The following is an 18,125-nucleotide window of genomic DNA, read 5'->3' on the forward strand; positions in this document are numbered from 1 at the left end:
ATGTTTTATAGAGAATCTGGGGATTTCAAAACCAATTACGCTGATGATCAGCAATCCTTTCCGATAAAGTTAGACCGCTATGCGGTATGGGTACTACTTGCCTTTGCTTTTTTCGTGGTACCTTTTTTCATCAACGACTATTGGGAAAAATCTGTATTAGTACCCTTCCTTGTTTGGTCAATGGCTGCGTTGGGTTTAAACATTCTAACCGGATATTGTGGTCAGGTAAGTTTAGGAACTGGCGGTTTCATGGCAGTAGGTGCCTACTCCTGTTATAAGTTGATGATCGCCTTTCCGGGTTTGAATATCTTTTTTGTCGTTATTCTTGCAGGCATTATCACCGCCATCGTCGGAATCGCCTTTGGACTGCCCAGTTTAAGGATTAAAGGTTTCTACCTGGCTGTTGCCACATTGGCCTCGCAATTCTTCTTGATCTGGATGTTCAATAAAATCCCGTGGTTCTACAACTACTCATCATCAGGAATGATCACGGCTCCAGAGCGTACGATGTTTGGTATAGCCATATCAGGGCCATCAGCACCCTCCTGGGCAACCTATCTATTCTGTTTAACCCTGGTAACCATATTTGCCTTTATTGCGCGAAACCTGACCAGGGGACGAATAGGTCGCGCATGGAAGTCTATTCATGACATGGATATAGCGGCAGAAATTATAGGAATCCCACCACTACAGGCAAAATTATCAGCATTTGCGGTGAGTTCGTTCTATATAGGTATGTCAGGGGCGATGTTATTTGGTGTATACCTTGGTTCAGCAGAACCGGGGGAAGCCTTTGGTATCGACAAATCATTCTTAGTGTTATTCATGGTTATCATCGGCGGGCTTGGCAGTATTTTAGGATCATTCCTGGGTGCAGCATTCCTGATACTGGTACCTGTTTTAATGAAGAATATCATGGTTGGTGCGTTTGGTTGGCCAGCCGATTTAGCAGCACATCTTGAACTATTGTTTATAGGTGCGTTGATAATGTTTTTCCTAGTCGTTGAACCTCATGGGCTTGCACAGCTATGGCGTATGACGAAAGAGAAATTACGACTCTGGCCGTTCCCCCATTAGGTCAGGAAGTGAAAAAGGCGTCAGTGCAGTGTAATAGTTATTTAAATAAATACATTGACGATTAGTATGTTTATAAGAGGAGTAAATATGAAAATAAAACAATTTGGTGCAGCTCTTGTGGCAGCAACGATACTGGCGACATCTGTCCCTGTAGCGGCTGACCTTACATTCCCAATGCTTAGTTATCGTACTGGACCTTACGGGCCTAACGGAGCTGAGTTTGCAGATGGATACGCAGATTACTTCACATTATTGAATGAACGTGATGGTGGAATTGGCGGCGCAAAAATCCTGACACCTGAATGTGAAACTGCCTATAACACCGCTAAGGGTGTTGAGTGTTATGAATCTACCAAAGAAGGCGCTTTGATTTATCAGCCACTTTCGACCGGTATTACATATCAGTTAATTCCTAAAGTAACGGCTGACGATATTCCAATGCACACAATGGGTTATGGTCGTACATCAGCTGCTAACGGTAAAGTGTTCAGTCACGTATTTAACTACCCTGCTAATTACTGGGATGGCGCGTCAGTTATTATCAAACACATTTCTGATGAAGAAAAAGGTGATTTGAAAGGTAAGAAAATTTCTCTTGTTTACCATAACTCTGCCTACGGTAAAGAGCCAATTCGTACACTGGAAGAACTGGCTAAAAAACACGGTTATAAGTTAACGCTCATTCCTGTAGACCATCCTGGTCAGGAACAAAAATCTCAATGGCTTCAACTTCGTCGTGACCGTCCTGATTACATCATCATGTATGGTTGGGGTGTAATGAACCAGGTAGCAATCAAAGAAGCGACTAACATTCGCTTTGATATGAGCAAGTTCATCGGTATTTGGTGGTCAGGTTCTGAAAATGATGTATTACCAGCTGGCGATAAAGCAAACGGCTATAAAGCGGTTACGTTCCATGGTGTTGGTGATGACTATCCAATATTTGAAGAACTTAAAAAGTATGTGAAAGATACAGGTAAAGCAGCCGGAGACGGTTCTAACCTTGGTACAGCTTTATACAATCGTGGCATGTACGCAGCAATGCTTGCAGCAGAAGCGGCCGCTAACGCGCAAAAAATCCACAACACCAAAGATCTTACTGGTGCACAAATGCGTGACGGTATGGAATCTCTCAAGATTGACCAGGATCGTATGAAAGCACTTGGTTTAGAAGGATTTGGTCCTGAAATCAGTGTGACTTGTGCGAATCATGGTGGACCTGGTTTAGGTGCTATCCAGCAATGGGATGCTAAAGCGAAGAAATGGTCATTAATTACTGACTTCGTAGAATCAGATCGTTCAGTGATTGATCCATTAATCGCAGAAGACTCTGCAGCTTACGCTAAAGAAAATAGTATGAAAGAACGTGATTGTAAGTAAATCATATTAAGAAGCTAAATAAAGCTACTGCAATAACAAGTAGTCTTTAATTTGAGAGAGCCTCCTTTTTAACGGCGGCTCTCTCTTAAAAAAATTCATTTTATAACCCTAACCTGGTGATAGTTAATTATGTCGACAGAAAACAATATCCTCAGCATTAAGAATATCGAAGTGATTTATGATCACGTCATTCTTGTACTTAAAGGGGTATCCCTAGATGTGCCTAAAGGTGGAATCGTAGCTCTACTAGGTGCTAACGGAGCTGGCAAAACAACTACCATCAAATCCATATCAAACATTCTTAAAACAGAACGTGGTGAAGTTACCAAAGGCTCTATCACTTTTGAAGGCGAACAAATCCAGGACCTCTCCCCTACCGAGTTAGTTAAAAAAGGTGTGGTACAAGTCATGGAAGGCCGTCACTGTTTTGAACATTTAACGGTAGAAGAAAACCTGTTAACCGGTGCTTACATCCGTAAAGATGGTCGTAAAGCCATCGCCGAAGATCTGGAAAAAGTATATACATACTTTCCACGCCTAAAAGAACGCCGCAAAAGCCAGGCAGGTTATACCTCTGGTGGAGAGCAACAAATGGTTGCTGTTGGTCGCGCGCTCATGGCAAAACCCAAATTAATCCTACTGGATGAACCATCGATGGGATTAGCCCCTCAGTTGGTTGAAGAAATTTTTGAAATCGTAAAGTCTTTGAATGAAAAAGAAGGTGTTACGTTTTTACTCGCCGAGCAAAATGTCTCGGTCGCATTACGCTACGCAACCTATGGTTATATTTTAGAAAATGGTCGTGTGGTTATGGATGGCGAAGCCAAAGCACTTTCTGAGAACGAAGACGTTAAAGAATTCTATCTTGGCCTCAGCGATGGTGATAAGAAAAGCTTCCGCGATGTTAAACACTACCGTCGTCGTAAACGTTGGTTAGCGTAATAAACCATTAAATAGCCTAATAAAAAAGTGCCTCAAAGGTGGGGGGTGTCTTTTTAACTTACCATTAAGCCATTATTATCAATACCTGCTATTTTATTTGATATTTAAACCGTATTTGTATTTAAACCGTTGAGACTAAAGCACTATGTCAGATTTTTACGATGCACTTGAAACCCGAGACCCAGCTGATCGTGAACAAGCCCTAATACGAGCCGTTGCAGATCAAGTCGCGCACGCCAAAGAGAATACTGCGGCTTACGCAACCGTATTAAAAGATGTAGACCCAACTCGCATTACTTCTGCGGAAGATATTGCGAAGTTGCCAATCACACGCAAATCAGAGCTCATCGAACTGCAAAAAAAGCATCGTCCTTTTGGTGGATTAGACGCCAAAGGCATTACGCTCGCCAATATCTTTGCATCACCCGGCCCTATCTACGAACCCGGCACAAAAAAAGAAGACTTTGCCCGATTTGCTCGCTCGCTTTACGCAGCAGGATTTCGTTCGGGTGGAATCTCTCACAACTGTTTTGCCTATCACTTTACACCCGCTGGCTTGATGCTCGAAAACAGTGCGCAAGCTCTGGGTTGTGCTGTTATACCAGCAGGAACGGGACAAACTGAATTACAAGTACAAACCATTGCAGACTTAAAACCTGATAGCTATATCGGCACCCCCTCTTTTCTAAAAATCATTCTAGAAAAAGCAGAAGCACTAGGTTCTGATGTCACATCAATCGACAAAGCATTAGTCACAGGTGAAGCACTTCCACCTTCTATTCGCGCAGGTTTCGCCGAGAAAGGCATCGCGGTATATCAATGCTATTCTTCTGCTGATTTAGGTTTAATCGCCTATGAATCAGAAGCTCAGGAAGGTTTAATTGTCGATGAAGGTATCTATCTGGAAATCGTCAGGCCCGGAACTGGCGATCCAGTCGCAGAAGGAGATGTCGGTGAAGTCATCGTTACTAGCCTCAATCCAGATTACCCATTAATCCGTTTTGCGACAGGTGATTTATCCGCCATTATGGAAGGCCAAAGCCCATGTGGACGCACCAACAAACGCATTAAAGGCTGGATGGGAAGAGCCGATCAAACCGCCAAAGTACGCGGCATGTTCATCCACCCAGAACAGGTTGATAAAGTTTTCAAACGCCACCCAGAATTAACAAAGGTTCGTTTGGTTGTTAGCTGGGAAAATGAAAGCGATCAACTCACCTTAAAGTGTGAAACAGATAACGCGTCTGACGAACTCAATAGCAATATAAGCAACAGCATCAGAGAAATCTGCAAGCTGCGTGGTGAAGTTGAATTTGTCGATATTGGTAGCCTTCCTAACGATGGCACGGTTATCGAAGATGCACGAGACTACGACTAGTTAATCATGATTAGGGCAACGTTGAGAATATGAACACTTTTCTTTCTCAATATAAAATACTCGATCTCTCACAATATATACCTGGTCCCTACGCGACCAGGCAACTTGCCGATCTTGGCGCTAATGTCATCAAAGTGGAACCACCAGCGGGTGATCCGATGCGACACTTCATATCAGATTCAAATAAAAAATCTGACTACTCTCCCATCTACCAACATCTCAATCGTGGCAAACGCATTGTTAATATAGACCTGAAACAAGCATCCGGAAAAGAATCGCTGAGAAAACTGATTAAAGATGCCGATGTACTACTCGAATCTTTTCGTCCCGGAGTAATGGCTCGTTTAGGGTTTGATCGGGCATCCTTAGATAAGATCAATCCAACACTGATTCATTGTGCCCTTTCAGGCTTTGGACAAAACGGTCCTTACGAACAGAGAGCCGGACATGACCTGACCTACTGCGCAGTCAGTGGCGCATTGAGCAATTCAGGGACTCGCGAACGACCCGTTATGTCATTCCCACCCATTGCAGACCATGCAGGGGCAATGCAAGCGGCTAATACGATACTGGCAGCGCTATTGAGTCGCACGCATACTCATCAAGGCGCTTTCATTGATATCAGCTTGTATGAATCGGCCCTGGCCTGGCAATACTTAAACTTTTATGAGAGTGCGAATAACGAGAACCCACAACGCGAAACGTTGTTATTAAATGGTGGCGCGGCTTATTACAATATCTATCAAACGGCTGATGGACGCTTTATCGCCTTAGGGCCGATAGAAGCAAAGTTCTGGGTGGCGTTTTGTGAGGCTGTCTCCAAACCAGAATGGATTGATCGACAAACCGATGCTTTACCGCAAACATCACTGATTCAATCCCTAAGCGATATGTTTAAAAGCGAAACACTGTCTCACTGGAATGTTCTTTTTGAAAATGTGGATTGCTGCTACGAACCTATTTTATTGGCTGATGAAGTGGCTAAGCACCCGCAGGTTATTTCGCGGAATAATTTGAAAGATGCTAATCCACAATTTGCAGCGTGGGTAGATGGTCAGGCAGTAGAAACAGCAGATGCCCTCACCCTAATAGACAATGTGGATGATATTAACTGGGTTTACTAACGTTAAAATTATTAACAATTAGCCAAACAGAAAATAGCTCTTTATCCACCCCCCTACTTTTAAGTGACTTTTCATTTTGTTGTTTGAAATGACCAAAGGAATCTCTGCTTTGCGGAATCATATTTATGCTGTTTCGCCTTCCCTACGGGTAAGCATTAAAAACAATGCTTTTGTCTCGTTAAATCTCGGCTCATTTTGTTTTTTTTTAAAAACGTAACTAGAATTTATGCAGAACTAGGCTCTTTTATAATTACTATTTAAATCTATAAAAAACAGCAAAAATCTTGTATGCTACACAACCTAAAAAATCACCAGAATTGAAGCAACACAAGGCTTAACAAAAACAAATGATCCTTAAACCGTAGAAATGACATTGTTGATCAAAGAAATTCACAGAAAATAATCGTGAATTTTCCAAACATCCCGCTAAAAAACAGTCAATTTCTCTACTTAATAATTCATTACCTTCAATCACCTTCCCATCCAAAAGAATCTATCAATAAATAGCACCTATGAACATAAGCCAAAAAGTTAGATTCAAAATGATGAGCTCTTTAGCAATGATCATGTGTAGTAGTTTTATTTCACTTCACACGGCTTATGCCCAACCGCTTAAGTTTGGATTTGGCGATACTGAAACCTACCCCCGCAAATGGAAAGAAAATGGGGAATATGTGGGCGTATATATTGATATCATCAAAGAAGTAATTTTACGTAGCGGTATCGACATAGACCTTGAACCATATCCCCATGAACGACTCCTGCAATATCTGCAAAATGGTAAAGTAGATGGTGCCATTGGCTTATACAAAAATAATGAACGAGAACAATTTGCAACTTATGTTGATATCCCGATAGCATGGTTAAGAACTGGAGTCTTTGTCAAAAAAGAACACCTCTCTTCAATTAATGAGATCAGTGACCTTAACGGAAAAGTGATAGGAAAAGTTAGAGGAGTTACTTTAAATAAGAAGTTAGAAAAAGCGATTGAAGAAGGCCAATTTTCCATCGAAGAAACAGCAACCTATGAACAATCTGTCAGGAAACTCCTTGCAGGAAGGATCGACGCTTTGTTAGCTCCAAACTTCTCAACACGATATCTTCTGAAAGAATTAGGCGCTTCAAAAGAAATCCTCCTATTACCACTCTATTTTGAACCCGCCAGACCCGTTTATGTGCTCTTTTCCAATTCTTCAATAATCTCAGAGAAAATAGGTATGTTTAATAAAATCACAAAAGTACTTGCGGATATGGAGCATGAAAAAAGATTTGATGAAATCCAATATAATTACGATATTCATTAATTAAAGCAATCAACTCCACGCTATTTTCATCGCTCAAATATAAACAACAGAAAATCTAAAATAAATAAAGCCACCCCCACCTTTGAATTGATATTAGGTTTTTGTTGTTTGAAAACGTAAATAAAATTTATGCTTTGCGGGGGCACATTTTTAATCTATTACTCTAATAAACACTGAATGGCACTAACACATTCGTTCGACCAAATTGTTTATTTCGAGCTATCTGAATCTCATCGCTTCAACCACTTTCATCAATATGTACTACAATCAAAAACCCAATAAAACATTTATTCTATAAAGGTAAATTAACAATGGAAGTAAAAGGCAAAAAAGCGCTCGTATTCGGCGGCACATCGGGTATCGGTTTAGCCACAGTACAACAGCTATCTGACTTGGGCGCGGAGGTTATTGCCGTTGGCCGTAACCCGGATAAAGTCACAGAACTACCTGCGAACACTAGCGTAAAGAAATGTGATGTACTCGACAAAGAAGCCGTTCAAGCATTATTTGCAGAATGCGGCCCTATCGATATTTTAGTCAGTGCAGCCACCGGTGGCGGACGTGCAATTGGCCCATTCGCCGAAATGGATATGGATGGTTACCAAGCGTCATTCGCGAAACTCTGGGGTTATACCAATGTGGTTCGTTATGGTTTAGAACACCTCTCTGATTCCGGTGCAATCGTATTAGTCAGTGGCACACCTGCGCGTTATTGCAACCCGGGACAAATCGCCATTTCATCGGTCGGTGGCGCGGTTGAAGCTTTTGTACGTGGTGTTGCAAAAGAAATTAAGCCAAAGCGTATTAATACCGTTTCTCCAGGATTAATTGATACGCCAATGGTGGCACTTGAAGGTGAAGCGCGTGAAGCACATTACAATAAACTCACCGCAAAAAACCTCATCCCAAGAGCAGGAAAACCAGAAGAAGTGGCTCAAGGCATAATCTTCGCGATTCAGAATGATTTTGTTACTGGAACGACGATTGATGTTGATGGTGGCTTGCTACTTTCTTAATCAATTCAGTAGATTCAATCAATACAGGGGGATGATTTATCTTAAGTCACCCCCTACTTTGGGGCACTTTTTAAATTTACTTTGATCTGAAAATAAAATATAAAATATAAAAAGTATTCGTCCTCTTTCCCAGGTAAAGAAAATCATGGCTAAAGAAATAGAAAGGAAGTTTTTGATAGATCTTGAGCTCATAGGTGATCTGCCTGATGGAAAGCTGATATCACAAGGCTTTATCGGCACCAATGATAAAACCGTGGTAAGAGCAAGAATCAAAGGTGATGAAGCCTTTCTTACATTAAAAGGAAAGGTTACTGGTTTCACGCGCTCAGAATTTGAATATCAAATCCCGGTAGATGATGCGACGAATATTATCAAGGAGCTATGTAGTGGAGGCGTTGTCGAGAAAACCAGATATGAAATTATTCATGACAATCACACGTGGGAAATCGATATCTTTCACGGTCAGAATGAGGGATTAGTGGTTGCCGAGGTTGAGGTTCAGTCTGAATCTGAAAGTGTATCTCTACCTAAATGGATTGTTGAAGAGGTTACAGGAGACCCGAAATATTTTAATGTTTCATTGTTGAGTAATCCTTATAGCCAATGGTGAGAATATTACGAGGCTATTAGATATATAGGTCGATAGATTGATCTTCTGTTTTTTAAATAAATTATTAAGTCACCCCCCCTACTTTGAAGCACTTTTTTATTTAGATTTGAGTGGGATTTTTCTTAGCTTAGAAGCTTTATTATTAGTGCACGACCTGAGTTTAGTAGTAATGGTTACGTAGCTTTTGATGCTTCTCTCCTCGTAACTATTTGGGCAACTAGCTACGTGTGCATTTTTTTGTGCGAACAAAAAAACGAACCAAAAAAAGTCGTCCCGATAAAGCACCCTAACGGGTTCACTGCGCTTCTCGCAAATAATGGGAATGAAGGAAACTCGCTCGTACCTCACTCAAACAACCTTCATCCTGATCCATTATTTACTGCGATGCTCGTTGCTTTCTAAGGGAATCAGGTCGCTAGATTGATCTTCTGTTTATTAATTTATTCTTAGGTCACCCCCCTACTTTGAAGCACTTTTTCGCTCTAGCGAATTAAGTCTCACCAATACATTTAAGAATCAATTTTTATCAAAATTAATTTCTGTCATGATAAAAATAGCTTATTATTCATATATTATTAAGAGAACTAAATAGTTCTTATATAGACTATTAGACAATATAGGATTTATATATGTCAGAAAAAAAAGAAGTGTGCGGAATCATAATGCCAATTTCTAGCATTGATGGGTGTTCAGAAACACACTGGGCTGAGGTATTAGATGTTTTATCAGACTCTATTGATAATGCTGGTTTTGAGGCCAACCTTGTTAGTAATGCTGATGACGTAGGATTAATTCATAAAAGAATAATTCAAAATTTATATGAAAATCCAATAGTTGTATGTGATGTAAGCTCAAAAAATGCGAATGTTATGTTTGAATTAGGTATGCGACTTGCCTTTGATAAACCTACGATTATTGTAAAAGATGATAAAACTAGTTATTCCTTCGACACATCATCCATCGAACATATTGAATACCCAAGAGATTTAAGATTTTCTAGTATTGTAGATTTTAAAAGCAAACTTTCAGAAAAAATCAAAGCAACTATAAAAAAATCTAAAGAAGATCCAAATCATACAACTTTCTTAAAACACTTTGGTGAATTTAAAGTAGCCAAACTAGATAAAAAAGAAGTTTCAGGTGAAGAGTTTATTATTGATGAAATAAAAGGTTTAAAGTTATCAATGCAAAGACTAGAAAGTAATATACGTAACGCAAATAATTCTAAATCATATCTGACTATACCTAAAACAAATCAAACTAATATGGAAAAAATTAGAGAACTCATAGAAGAAAATAACCCTCCATGGGATTTAAGTTTAGAACAGCTAATAGCGAAAAGCCTAAAAAAAGGCTTCAGTAAATCTAAAATTATGTCGACATATAAAAGTCAAGGTTACACTGAAAATGAAATTTTCGATTGCATAAGTAATTTACATACGGAGTAAAAATAAAATGCTATTCCAAGCCAATCTTCCTCAAATGCTGCCTGACATTCTGATGAGCTAACGGCAGCAAACGCTTATCCAATCCGCCATACAATTTATCAACAATCCCATCTTCATCTAAACCGCCATTCACCAGATTGATAATCTGCTGTTCTCGTTCAATACGATGCTCCAGCGTTTGCTCTAGCAAATGAATTCCTCCCATGGGAATTCCGTGTGAGGGAATGATCACTTTGGGATTCAAATCTATCACCCGTTGCAAGGTATCAAAATACACTTTCATGTCCCCTTCTGGCTCAGGGATTACGACTGTGGTGAATGGCTCGACTAGATCACTGACATAAAACCATGACATATCATCGGTGGCTAAACCGACCATGCCGTCATCGTGTCCGGGGAGTTCGTGGCAAATCACGTCTTTGCCTAACCATGTTGTTATTTTGTCATCTTGTGAAATCGTTTTGATTTCGATGCCGTCTAAATAGTCTTTTCCATATCTGTTTAATAAGCGTTGCTGGGTGATTTTCGAACACAAAATGGGAAGTTTTAAATGACGCGCGAGTTGTGGTGCTCTTTCGTGATGATCGGGGTGGTGATGTGTTAGCAGAATGGCTTCTACGTTGAGATCTTGCAGGGTATTGATGAGCTTGGTTAGAACCTCATCGGATTCAGGAGAAGGATCGGTAATCAACGTTAGACTGCCTTCTTCACCTAATAACAAACTATTGGTGGTATGCGCCGGAGGTAAGGTATTTGATGGCACGGGTATATATCCCACGCCTTTTAATAATTCGACATAGGGTAATTCTTGTTCTACATCATATTCCAGATTTAGCTTTGGAATTTCCTGAGTGGTGATATCTTCACACAGGTGTTCGATGGTTCTTACCGTGGGCACGACCATCAGGCTTTCACCCGAGTGGTATTTTTCATTCAGTTCGGAATGTGGCAGCCAACCTGCCCAAGCGATTTCGCCATCATCAGCTGCTAACTCGGGTTTTTCTGTTAACACGACTTTGTAGTAATGCGCGTTGAAACGAAACTTTTCAAAAGGTGGAGTGACAGCGGTGCCTAGCTTAGAAACTTCGGTGACGTTATTCTGACTCATCGCTGTTTCGATGGAGTAACCTAGCTCTTCATCTATTTCGCGGAATAATGCGCCCATTTCATGCGCGGGATACTCTTCAATCAAAGGATGTTGGAAATCGAATTCGTAATCTTCCGGATCGACCTTGCCACCAGGAAAGGCTATGTATCCGGGAAATGCTTTGAGGTAATTTTGACGTCTGATACTGTAAATATCATTCTCGTGGACAAATATCGCTACAACGGCTTCTAGCATGCCACCACCCTACTTACCATGAGATTGCCATTTCGTTTTTCAGAAATGGACAACTCATGTATGCCAAAGCTTAGACATAGCTCGCTTGCTAAAGCGACACTATGACTTAGCGTGTATACGGAAGTTTTTTTAGTGCCTTTAAAACGCTGTTCCAACTCTTTTATTACGTTAATTATGGTAAAATTCAAAATCAAATATTCCTCTTTATTACTCAAGCAAAGCCAAGGTTTTACGTATGTCCGCACTCGCCAAAACAATCGATTCTACTCTCACTTTAAAAGACCGTATTGCCACGCTCACCTTTGAACGTGACGATGTCCGTAATGCGCTAACGGGCACCACGCTGGTAGATGACATTGTGAATACCGTTGCCTGGGCAAATGCGAATAGTGATGTGTCTGTACTCATTATTACGGGTTCTGGTAAGTCATTTAGTGCCGGTGGAAACATTAAAGAAATGCAGGATAAAACCGGCATGTTTGGTGGTTCTGTTGATGATATCCAAAAGCAATACCGACAAAATATTCAACGCATTCCTTTAGCTATTCATAAAGCTGAAATTCCTATTATTGCTGCGGTTAATGGGGCTGCCATTGGCGCAGGTATGGATCTTAGCTGTATGTGCGATTTCCGTATTGGTTCTACGAATGCGCTATTTGGTGAAACCTTTATCAACCTGGGTATTATTCCCGGCGATGGTGGTGCCTGGTTTTTACAGCGACTCATCGGTTATCAAAAAGCCGCTGAATTAACCTTTACGGGTCGTCTGGTTGCGGCACAAGAAGCTAAAGAGCTTGGCTTATTACTCGATGTTGTCGAGGCCGATAATCTCTTAGATAGAACAATGGAACTGGCTGGCTCCATTGCCTCTAAACCTCCCTTAACGATTCGACACACCAAACGTTTACTGAAACACGCGCAACAACAAGAGTTGCCCGAATTTCTGGAAAACTGCGCTAATGTTCAGGCAATGTGCCATCACACTAATGACCACCATGAAGCGGTTGATGCATTTCTGGCGAAACGAAAGCCTAAATTTAGCGGTTCTTAAGCGGGTGTAATTCGCTCGTAATCGATAATCATTTTTCGGTTTTCTTCTGGAATGGGTTTATTCACATTGGCTTTGTAATCAAACCAGACCAGAATTGCTCTTGAAGTACTAATTAAGGTGTCGGTGCCTCTAAGAAAAATAGCGGCATCTAAATCCAGACTGCTATTTCCCATGCGACTAATTCGACAGCCAACTTCGATATCAGAGGGATAATGTAACTGTTTGATATACGCGATCTTCATGTCTGCGTGTATTACACCCGAAGATAGTTCAGGGTCAAAACGCATATCCATTAATGATTCAAAATAGCCGAGTCTGGCTGACTCGTAATAACGCGCATACAGGGTATTATTAACATGCCCAAACGCGTCTAAATCTCCCCAACGGGTTGGCATTTCAAAGAAGTAATTAAAGTCAGATCGTTCCATCTGACGATAATCTTCAAGGTGTTTGGTTTCTTCTCCCATGTAAAATCGGCCTCTTTTTATTGTATGAAACTTAGAACTTTTTGGCTTTAAGTGGTGCGGTGGCTCGCCCACATGATTTCATCGGTATTGCTGCGGCTATTCAAAACACGTCCCATGGTAAACAATAAATCCGAGAGTCGATTGATATAACGAATAGCACCGATGATTTGAAATTCACTGGCATTTTCAAAGTCGACATCATTCTTTGCATAAAAGTGCATTAAGGTAACCAGACCGCGCTCAACTCTGCGACAAACTGCGCGTGCTTTTAAGGCGAGAGCTGCTTCTTTATTTCCACCTGGCAAAATAAACTCTTTGAGTGGTTGTAATTCACCGTTGTATTTATCGATAGACGCTTCCAGATCATCAACACGGGATACCGTAAAACCATCGAATTCTGGATAGGCAAACATGCCGCCAATATTGAATAAATCGTGCTGTATGCCTTGTAGCTCAGCGTTGATTTCAGAATCAAAAGAAAAAGCCACGATTACCCCAATTTCAGAATTGAGTTCGTCGACCTCTCCTATCGCTTGTATTAGTAAATCGTCTTTATCCAGACGAATATTTCCGGCAATGCCCGTTCTACCTTTGTCACCCGTGCGGGTATAAACTTTTGATATTCTATTTCCCATATTTATTTACTCGCTTGTCTCTTCCTGTTTTTTTGCCTGTTCTTTTACCTGTATAGACAGGCTACTTGTTACAGCTTTTTACATCTTCTTGTAGTTATTCTAGCTTGTTTTTCAGAGAACGCAGGTAATCTGCTGTTCCTAATAATCGACTACCGTACCAAGAGAAGTACATTGCATCGACTAAAATCACTTTTGAATCGGGTAATATTTTCTGCAATGCTTCAACATGTGATTCTTTAAACGGATAAGGCTCGGTGGATAGCATCACCACATCGGGCTTTTGTTGTTGCAGAATATCTATTTCCGTTTCTGGATATCGATCTTGATTGACGAAGATATTTTGCAAGCCACAACACTTCATCATTTCATCAATAAAGGTATCGCTACCCGCGACCATATAGGGTTTTTGCCAGATAAAGTAAGCGGCTGTTTTGTTTAAACCTTTACCTAGATGACTCATGTCATTATGGATAGTATCAGCCATATTCTTGGCTTTGGTTTCGGCACCCACTAACACCCCGATTTGCCGAATCATGTCTAAGGCATCATCCAACGTGACGATATCGCTCATCCAGACAGGGTAATCCTGTTTCAGCTGATTGATTCCGTCTTCGTAGTTTTCTTCTTTATTACCGATAATAAGGTCGGGTTTAAGTTCGGCAATGACATCAAAATTAAACTTTTTAGTGCCCCCCACCTTTTTCACATTTTTTACTTTATCTTCAGGATCAGTGCAGAATTTAGTGATTCCGACGACTTCCGCATCCAGCCCTAAATCAAACAGTAATTCAGTTTGTGAAGGCACTAAAGAAACAATACGAATCGGCCTGGCAGCCAAGGTGCATGTCTCTCCCATTTGGTCTATCACCGAAATGGGAAAGCTCTGCTGTCGATTTTCTGGCGAATTTAACACTGTTTATTCGGTAGCTTCCCGACGTTTTTTAGCAAGTTCGAGAACGTCGCGTTTTTCAGCGTTATCCAACATACCCCATCCTGCAATTTCCTCAATAGCACGATAGCAACCAACGCAGATGCTATCGTCATCTAAATCACAAATATTAATACAAGGAGACTGTACCGCAGTCTGAAAAGCGCCTTTTTCAGCGCTAGCCTGTTGATTTGATTCGCTCATCTATCAGAAGTTTTCGATGGATAAATCCATGATCGCACCTGCGCCCGATTGTACGGTAGTGGCGTAAGCCTCGCTGCGTGGCAAGATATGTTCTGCATAGAAACGTGCCGTCAGAATCTTCGTTTTGAAGAATTCATCCGTTGAGCCCGCATCGATTTCACGTTGCGCCGCCAATGCACTTTTCGCCATCAACCAGCCACCTAAAGCAGTACCCATTAGCATCAAGTAATTAACCGAAGCAGCACCTGCGCTATGCGGTGTTTCCATGCCTTTTTCTAATACCCACTTCGTTGACTCTGTAACAGCTTTCAATGCCGCAGAAAACTGTGTCGACATAATGGCAAAGTCATCACCCGATTGTGCTTTAAGCGTCGTCTCGAACTCATTCAATTCTGCAATCAATTCTGACACTGTAGCGCCTTTGTCTCTGAGCACTTTACGACCGATTAAGTCACCCGCCTGAATACCGGTTGTGCCTTCATAAATGGTAATGATTCGCGCATCACGCATATATTGTGCAGCGCCAGTTTCTTCGATGAAGCCCATACCACCGTGAACTTGAACTCCTAATGACGTCACTTCCTGAGCAACTTCAGTACACCATGCTTTAACGATAGGTGTGAGTAAATCCATGCGGCGACGTTGAAAATCAGCTACTTTCTCATCTGTCGATTGGTAAGCGTGGTCATGTGCACCAGCAGCCACGTAAGCCAAGGCGCGCCCTGCTTCAGTGAATGCCTTCATTTGCATTAGCATACGACGTACATCAGCATGATGAATAATTGATACTCGACCTTCAGAACCCGGGCTATAACCTTGAGTTCTATCTTTTGCATACGCCAGTGCGTGTTGGTAAGCGCCTTCAGATAAGCCAACGCCTTCCATACCCACTTCTAATCTTGCGTGATTCATCATCGTGAACATGCAAGATAGACCATTGTTTTCTTCACCGATTAAATAACCAACTGCACCTGTTTCATCGCCAAAGCTCATGACACAGGTCGGGCTCGCGTGAATACCTAGCTTGTGCTCAAGTGATACTGCTTTTGCATCATTACGTTCGCCCAGGCTTCCGTCTTCATTGATCAGGTATTTAGGTACGATAAACAATGAAATACCTTTTACACCTTCTGGTGCATCTGGCAGACGCGCCAACACAAGGTGCGCGATATTGTCTGTCATCTCATGGTCGCCCCATGTGATGAATATTTTAGAGCCTTTAATTAAATAATGGTCCCCTTCTTTGGTCGCTTGTGTACGAACCGCAGAAAGATCAGAACCTGCCTGAGGTTCTGTCAGATTCATTGTGCCTGTCCATTCTCCACTCACCATTTTTGGTAAGTAGGTTTTTTTGATCTCGTCAGAACCGTGAGCATTAATCGCTTCGATAGCTCCTGCCGTTAGCATCGGACACAACGCAAATGCCATGTTTGATGCATTCCACATTTCAGAAACCGCAGACTGCATTAAGAAAGGTAAACCCTGACCATCAAATTCGGTCGGCTGATGAAGTCCCGGCCAGCCATTTTCTACAAATTGTTGATACGCTTCTTTGAACCCATCAGGATTCACTACCACGCCATTCTCTAATCGAGAACCTTGCTGATCGCCAATATTATTTAATGGTTCGATGACAAGTGAAGCCAGCTTACCTGCTTCTTTCAGGATCGCTTCCACCATATCTGGTGTAGCATCTTCAAACCCTGGGTGTTGTGCTATAGCGTTAATATCTGCCAATTCTTTTAATACGAACTGCATCTCTTTTAATGGTGCTTCATAAGACATCTAGATTTTCTCTCCTCTGAATTTAATTCAGATTATTATTGGATTCTTTATCATGACGTTACCATTTCGATAACCTTTCAATAACATCATGGTGTTTGAAATATAGCTTAGCAAGTAATCAAAAAAAATCCCAGATAAATAATTTACGTTTACGTAAACGTAAGATACAAATGTAACATAAAAACATAGAAAGAATATGTAGTTATGTCAACATTAGGAGCAAGTAAAGCAAACCCAGTCAGTCAAAATAATACGACACATTCAGAGAACCGAAATTGGCGTATTTATCTTGTGATTCGAATTCCTTTGAGCGCAATACATGGCTATAAGAAAAACGCATATTATCGTGCTGATACGAAAATCCTAACTGAGCATCCAGCACTAGATTCTCTTTATCCACGCTATGGCTATCTTTAAAGGTATTTCCATCAAGAAATATATTTTGCGCAACCGCACGCCCTTCCACTCCACCAAAGAAATACCAGTTACGGTTTTTTGTCGGACTAAAGAATGCACTGCCCGGAAAGCCTGGTTTGATATTAGGAGGGCCAAAATCTGTTTTTAAGTTATCGCCAAAGCGAAACATGACTCCGCCGCCTGCATAGGTATAAACATTGCCTAAAGAAAGTACCTGATGGGGTGACCATGAGTATTCCAGACCGTTGTTCAAGCTTCTGAAGTGCTCACTTTTACGTACATAAGTCGCCATTAATCCGAGTTCATCATGCAACTGATTATCCCAACCTTCTGCTGTTTCTGAGCCAGTAATCCGGTGTATTTCTTCCTGTAGATTTCCAGCTTGAGATGATGGCCCAACAATACCTACGGTAAATTCATAAGCATTCATGGCACGGTAGTTAGCCTTATCCTCGTAGACCGCTCCTAAGGAAGCACTGCCATATAACCAGCCAGCATAAGGGCGATCATCTTCGATCACTTCACTCACGGATATATCTTCGGGGGTGAATATTTTTTGTCCGAATGAATATCCGCCACCTTTATTTTCACTGTCTATAAAAAAGGGAAGCTTGTGACTAATATTATCCAGCCATTGTGGCGGAGAATGTCGCTTAGTCCGGTTTACCTGAAGTCCGCTGGTATAAAAACGGTCGTCTCCACCAGACAATAAATCATTCTCTAACTGGACACTCCAATAAACAGGTTCTTTGGTTTTATTGGTGTTCGTGTCGTTGTTGTTTGTATCTGCCTGTGACTGACTAACGGGTATCAGACAAATAACAAGGGCGGCAATTTTTGGGGATATTCTATTTTTCATGAGTTTACTTTTTTATCGGGTCAAAACAGCAAAAATGAGAGGTTTAAGGCACCCCCCTACTTTCAGGCAGTTTTTTCATCATTTAATGCCGCTATATGTTTATAAAGATAAACATATAGCGGCCTGATACTTTAAAACGTTTCTATTATTTAAATAGA

17 protein-coding genes are annotated in these 18,125 nt (G+C 41.2%); 10 read left to right on the forward strand and 7 right to left on the reverse strand.

Annotated features, from left to right (window positions below):
- The 9 genes from OO007_RS19025 (at nucleotide 1) to OO007_RS19065 (ending at nucleotide 10,279) form a co-directional block, all read left to right on the forward strand.
- Nucleotides 1-1,077 (forward strand): branched-chain amino acid ABC transporter permease, encoded by a 1,077-nt coding sequence (locus OO007_RS19025; RefSeq protein ID WP_131905833.1) that lies wholly within the window; start codon nucleotides 1-3, stop codon nucleotides 1,075-1,077.
- A gap of 87 nt (nucleotides 1,078-1,164) precedes the next feature.
- Entirely contained in the window at nucleotides 1,165-2,457 is a 1,293-nt protein-coding gene (locus OO007_RS19030) for an ABC transporter substrate-binding protein (RefSeq protein ID WP_131905834.1), read from the forward strand.
- A gap of 129 nt (nucleotides 2,458-2,586) precedes the next feature.
- Nucleotides 2,587-3,399 carry an ABC transporter ATP-binding protein gene (locus tag OO007_RS19035; protein WP_131905835.1) on the forward strand — a complete coding sequence of 271 codons (813 nt, stop codon included), beginning with the start codon at nucleotides 2,587-2,589 and terminating at the stop codon, nucleotides 3,397-3,399.
- Between the two features lie 145 nt (nucleotides 3,400-3,544).
- A complete protein-coding gene (locus OO007_RS19040) occupies nucleotides 3,545-4,777 on the forward strand; it encodes a phenylacetate--CoA ligase family protein (RefSeq protein ID WP_325810007.1) in 1,233 nt (410 codons plus the stop codon).
- 29 nt (nucleotides 4,778-4,806) lie between these two features.
- Nucleotides 4,807-5,901, forward strand: coding sequence for a CaiB/BaiF CoA transferase family protein (locus OO007_RS19045; RefSeq protein ID WP_325810008.1), 1,095 nt, complete (start codon nucleotides 4,807-4,809; stop codon nucleotides 5,899-5,901).
- 512 nt (nucleotides 5,902-6,413) lie between these two features.
- The gene (locus OO007_RS19050; protein WP_325810009.1) at nucleotides 6,414-7,205 is read left to right on the forward strand and encodes a substrate-binding periplasmic protein; all 792 of its coding nucleotides are present in this window, start codon (nucleotides 6,414-6,416) and stop codon (nucleotides 7,203-7,205) included.
- A 311-nt stretch (nucleotides 7,206-7,516) separates the two neighbouring features.
- Entirely contained in the window at nucleotides 7,517-8,221 is a 705-nt protein-coding gene (locus tag OO007_RS19055) for an SDR family oxidoreductase (protein WP_325810010.1), read from the forward strand.
- Between the two features lie 145 nt (nucleotides 8,222-8,366).
- The gene (locus OO007_RS19060) at nucleotides 8,367-8,831 is read left to right on the forward strand and encodes a CYTH domain-containing protein (RefSeq protein WP_325810011.1); all 465 of its coding nucleotides are present in this window, start codon (nucleotides 8,367-8,369) and stop codon (nucleotides 8,829-8,831) included.
- A gap of 629 nt (nucleotides 8,832-9,460) precedes the next feature.
- Complete coding sequence (locus tag OO007_RS19065) at nucleotides 9,461-10,279, forward strand: hypothetical protein (protein WP_325810012.1); 819 nt, start codon at nucleotides 9,461-9,463, stop codon at nucleotides 10,277-10,279.
- Nucleotides 10,280-10,289: 10 nt separating this feature from the next.
- Here OO007_RS19065 and OO007_RS19070 read toward each other — a convergent pair whose 3' ends face one another.
- On the reverse strand, nucleotides 10,290-11,621 hold the full coding sequence (locus OO007_RS19070; protein WP_325810013.1) for an MBL fold metallo-hydrolase: 1,332 nt from the start codon (nucleotides 11,619-11,621) through the stop codon (nucleotides 10,290-10,292).
- A gap of 235 nt (nucleotides 11,622-11,856) precedes the next feature.
- Here OO007_RS19070 and OO007_RS19075 point away from each other — a divergent pair, with 235 nt between their 5' ends.
- A complete protein-coding gene (locus OO007_RS19075) occupies nucleotides 11,857-12,672 on the forward strand; it encodes an enoyl-CoA hydratase-related protein (RefSeq protein WP_325810014.1) in 816 nt (271 codons plus the stop codon).
- Here the strand turns inward: OO007_RS19075 and OO007_RS19080 are convergent.
- The 6 genes from OO007_RS19080 to OO007_RS19105 form a co-directional block, all read right to left on the reverse strand.
- The gene (locus OO007_RS19080; protein WP_325810015.1) at nucleotides 12,669-13,139 is read right to left on the reverse strand and encodes an acyl-CoA thioesterase; all 471 of its coding nucleotides are present in this window, start codon (nucleotides 13,137-13,139) and stop codon (nucleotides 12,669-12,671) included. The two genes, OO007_RS19075 and OO007_RS19080, sit on opposite strands and share 4 nt — an antisense overlap.
- A 47-nt stretch (nucleotides 13,140-13,186) precedes the next feature.
- Nucleotides 13,187-13,774 (reverse strand): cob(I)yrinic acid a,c-diamide adenosyltransferase, encoded by a 588-nt coding sequence (locus OO007_RS19085; RefSeq protein WP_131905848.1) that lies wholly within the window; start codon nucleotides 13,772-13,774, stop codon nucleotides 13,187-13,189.
- Nucleotides 13,775-13,868: 94 nt separating this feature from the next.
- Complete coding sequence (locus tag OO007_RS19090; RefSeq protein WP_325810016.1) at nucleotides 13,869-14,630, reverse strand: ABC transporter substrate-binding protein; 762 nt, start codon at nucleotides 14,628-14,630, stop codon at nucleotides 13,869-13,871.
- 60 nt (nucleotides 14,631-14,690) lie between these two features.
- Entirely contained in the window at nucleotides 14,691-14,906 is a 216-nt protein-coding gene (locus OO007_RS19095; protein WP_325810017.1) for a DUF1289 domain-containing protein, read from the reverse strand.
- Between the two features lie 3 nt (nucleotides 14,907-14,909).
- On the reverse strand, nucleotides 14,910-16,691 hold the full coding sequence (locus OO007_RS19100) for an acyl-CoA dehydrogenase C-terminal domain-containing protein (RefSeq protein ID WP_325810018.1): 1,782 nt from the start codon (nucleotides 16,689-16,691) through the stop codon (nucleotides 14,910-14,912).
- A gap of 238 nt (nucleotides 16,692-16,929) precedes the next feature.
- Nucleotides 16,930-17,967: a lipid A deacylase LpxR family protein gene (locus OO007_RS19105; protein ID WP_325810019.1), complete on the reverse strand. Its 1,038-nt coding sequence runs from the start codon at nucleotides 17,965-17,967 to the stop codon at nucleotides 16,930-16,932.
- Nucleotides 17,968-18,125 lie beyond the last annotated feature (158 nt).

It is taken from the genome of Cocleimonas sp. KMM 6892, assembly GCF_035798195.1.
GTDB lineage: Bacteria > Pseudomonadota > Gammaproteobacteria > Thiotrichales > Thiotrichaceae > Cocleimonas > Cocleimonas flava.

Coding starts and splice junctions, on each gene's coding strand:
- OO007_RS19025 (WP_131905833.1), top strand. CDS start 1: ATGTTTTATAGAGAATCTGGGGATTTCAAAACCAATTACGCTGATGAT.
- OO007_RS19030 (WP_131905834.1), top strand. CDS start 1,165: ATGAAAATAAAACAATTTGGTGCAGCTCTTGTGGCAGCAACGATACTG.
- OO007_RS19035 (WP_131905835.1), top strand. CDS start 2,587: ATGTCGACAGAAAACAATATCCTCAGCATTAAGAATATCGAAGTGATT.
- OO007_RS19040 (WP_325810007.1), top strand. CDS start 3,545: ATGTCAGATTTTTACGATGCACTTGAAACCCGAGACCCAGCTGATCGT.
- OO007_RS19045 (WP_325810008.1), top strand. CDS start 4,807: ATGAACACTTTTCTTTCTCAATATAAAATACTCGATCTCTCACAATAT.
- OO007_RS19050 (WP_325810009.1), top strand. CDS start 6,414: ATGAACATAAGCCAAAAAGTTAGATTCAAAATGATGAGCTCTTTAGCA.
- OO007_RS19055 (WP_325810010.1), top strand. CDS start 7,517: ATGGAAGTAAAAGGCAAAAAAGCGCTCGTATTCGGCGGCACATCGGGT.
- OO007_RS19060 (WP_325810011.1), top strand. CDS start 8,367: ATGGCTAAAGAAATAGAAAGGAAGTTTTTGATAGATCTTGAGCTCATA.
- OO007_RS19065 (WP_325810012.1), top strand. CDS start 9,461: ATGTCAGAAAAAAAAGAAGTGTGCGGAATCATAATGCCAATTTCTAGC.
- OO007_RS19070 (WP_325810013.1), bottom strand. CDS start 11,621: ATGCTAGAAGCCGTTGTAGCGATATTTGTCCACGAGAATGATATTTAC.
- OO007_RS19075 (WP_325810014.1), top strand. CDS start 11,857: ATGTCCGCACTCGCCAAAACAATCGATTCTACTCTCACTTTAAAAGAC.
- OO007_RS19080 (WP_325810015.1), bottom strand. CDS start 13,139: ATGGGAGAAGAAACCAAACACCTTGAAGATTATCGTCAGATGGAACGA.
- OO007_RS19085 (WP_131905848.1), bottom strand. CDS start 13,774: ATGGGAAATAGAATATCAAAAGTTTATACCCGCACGGGTGACAAAGGT.
- OO007_RS19090 (WP_325810016.1), bottom strand. CDS start 14,630: ATGGGAGAGACATGCACCTTGGCTGCCAGGCCGATTCGTATTGTTTCT.
- OO007_RS19095 (WP_325810017.1), bottom strand. CDS start 14,906: ATGAGCGAATCAAATCAACAGGCTAGCGCTGAAAAAGGCGCTTTTCAG.
- OO007_RS19100 (WP_325810018.1), bottom strand. CDS start 16,691: ATGTCTTATGAAGCACCATTAAAAGAGATGCAGTTCGTATTAAAAGAA.
- OO007_RS19105 (WP_325810019.1), bottom strand. CDS start 17,967: ATGAAAAATAGAATATCCCCAAAAATTGCCGCCCTTGTTATTTGTCTG.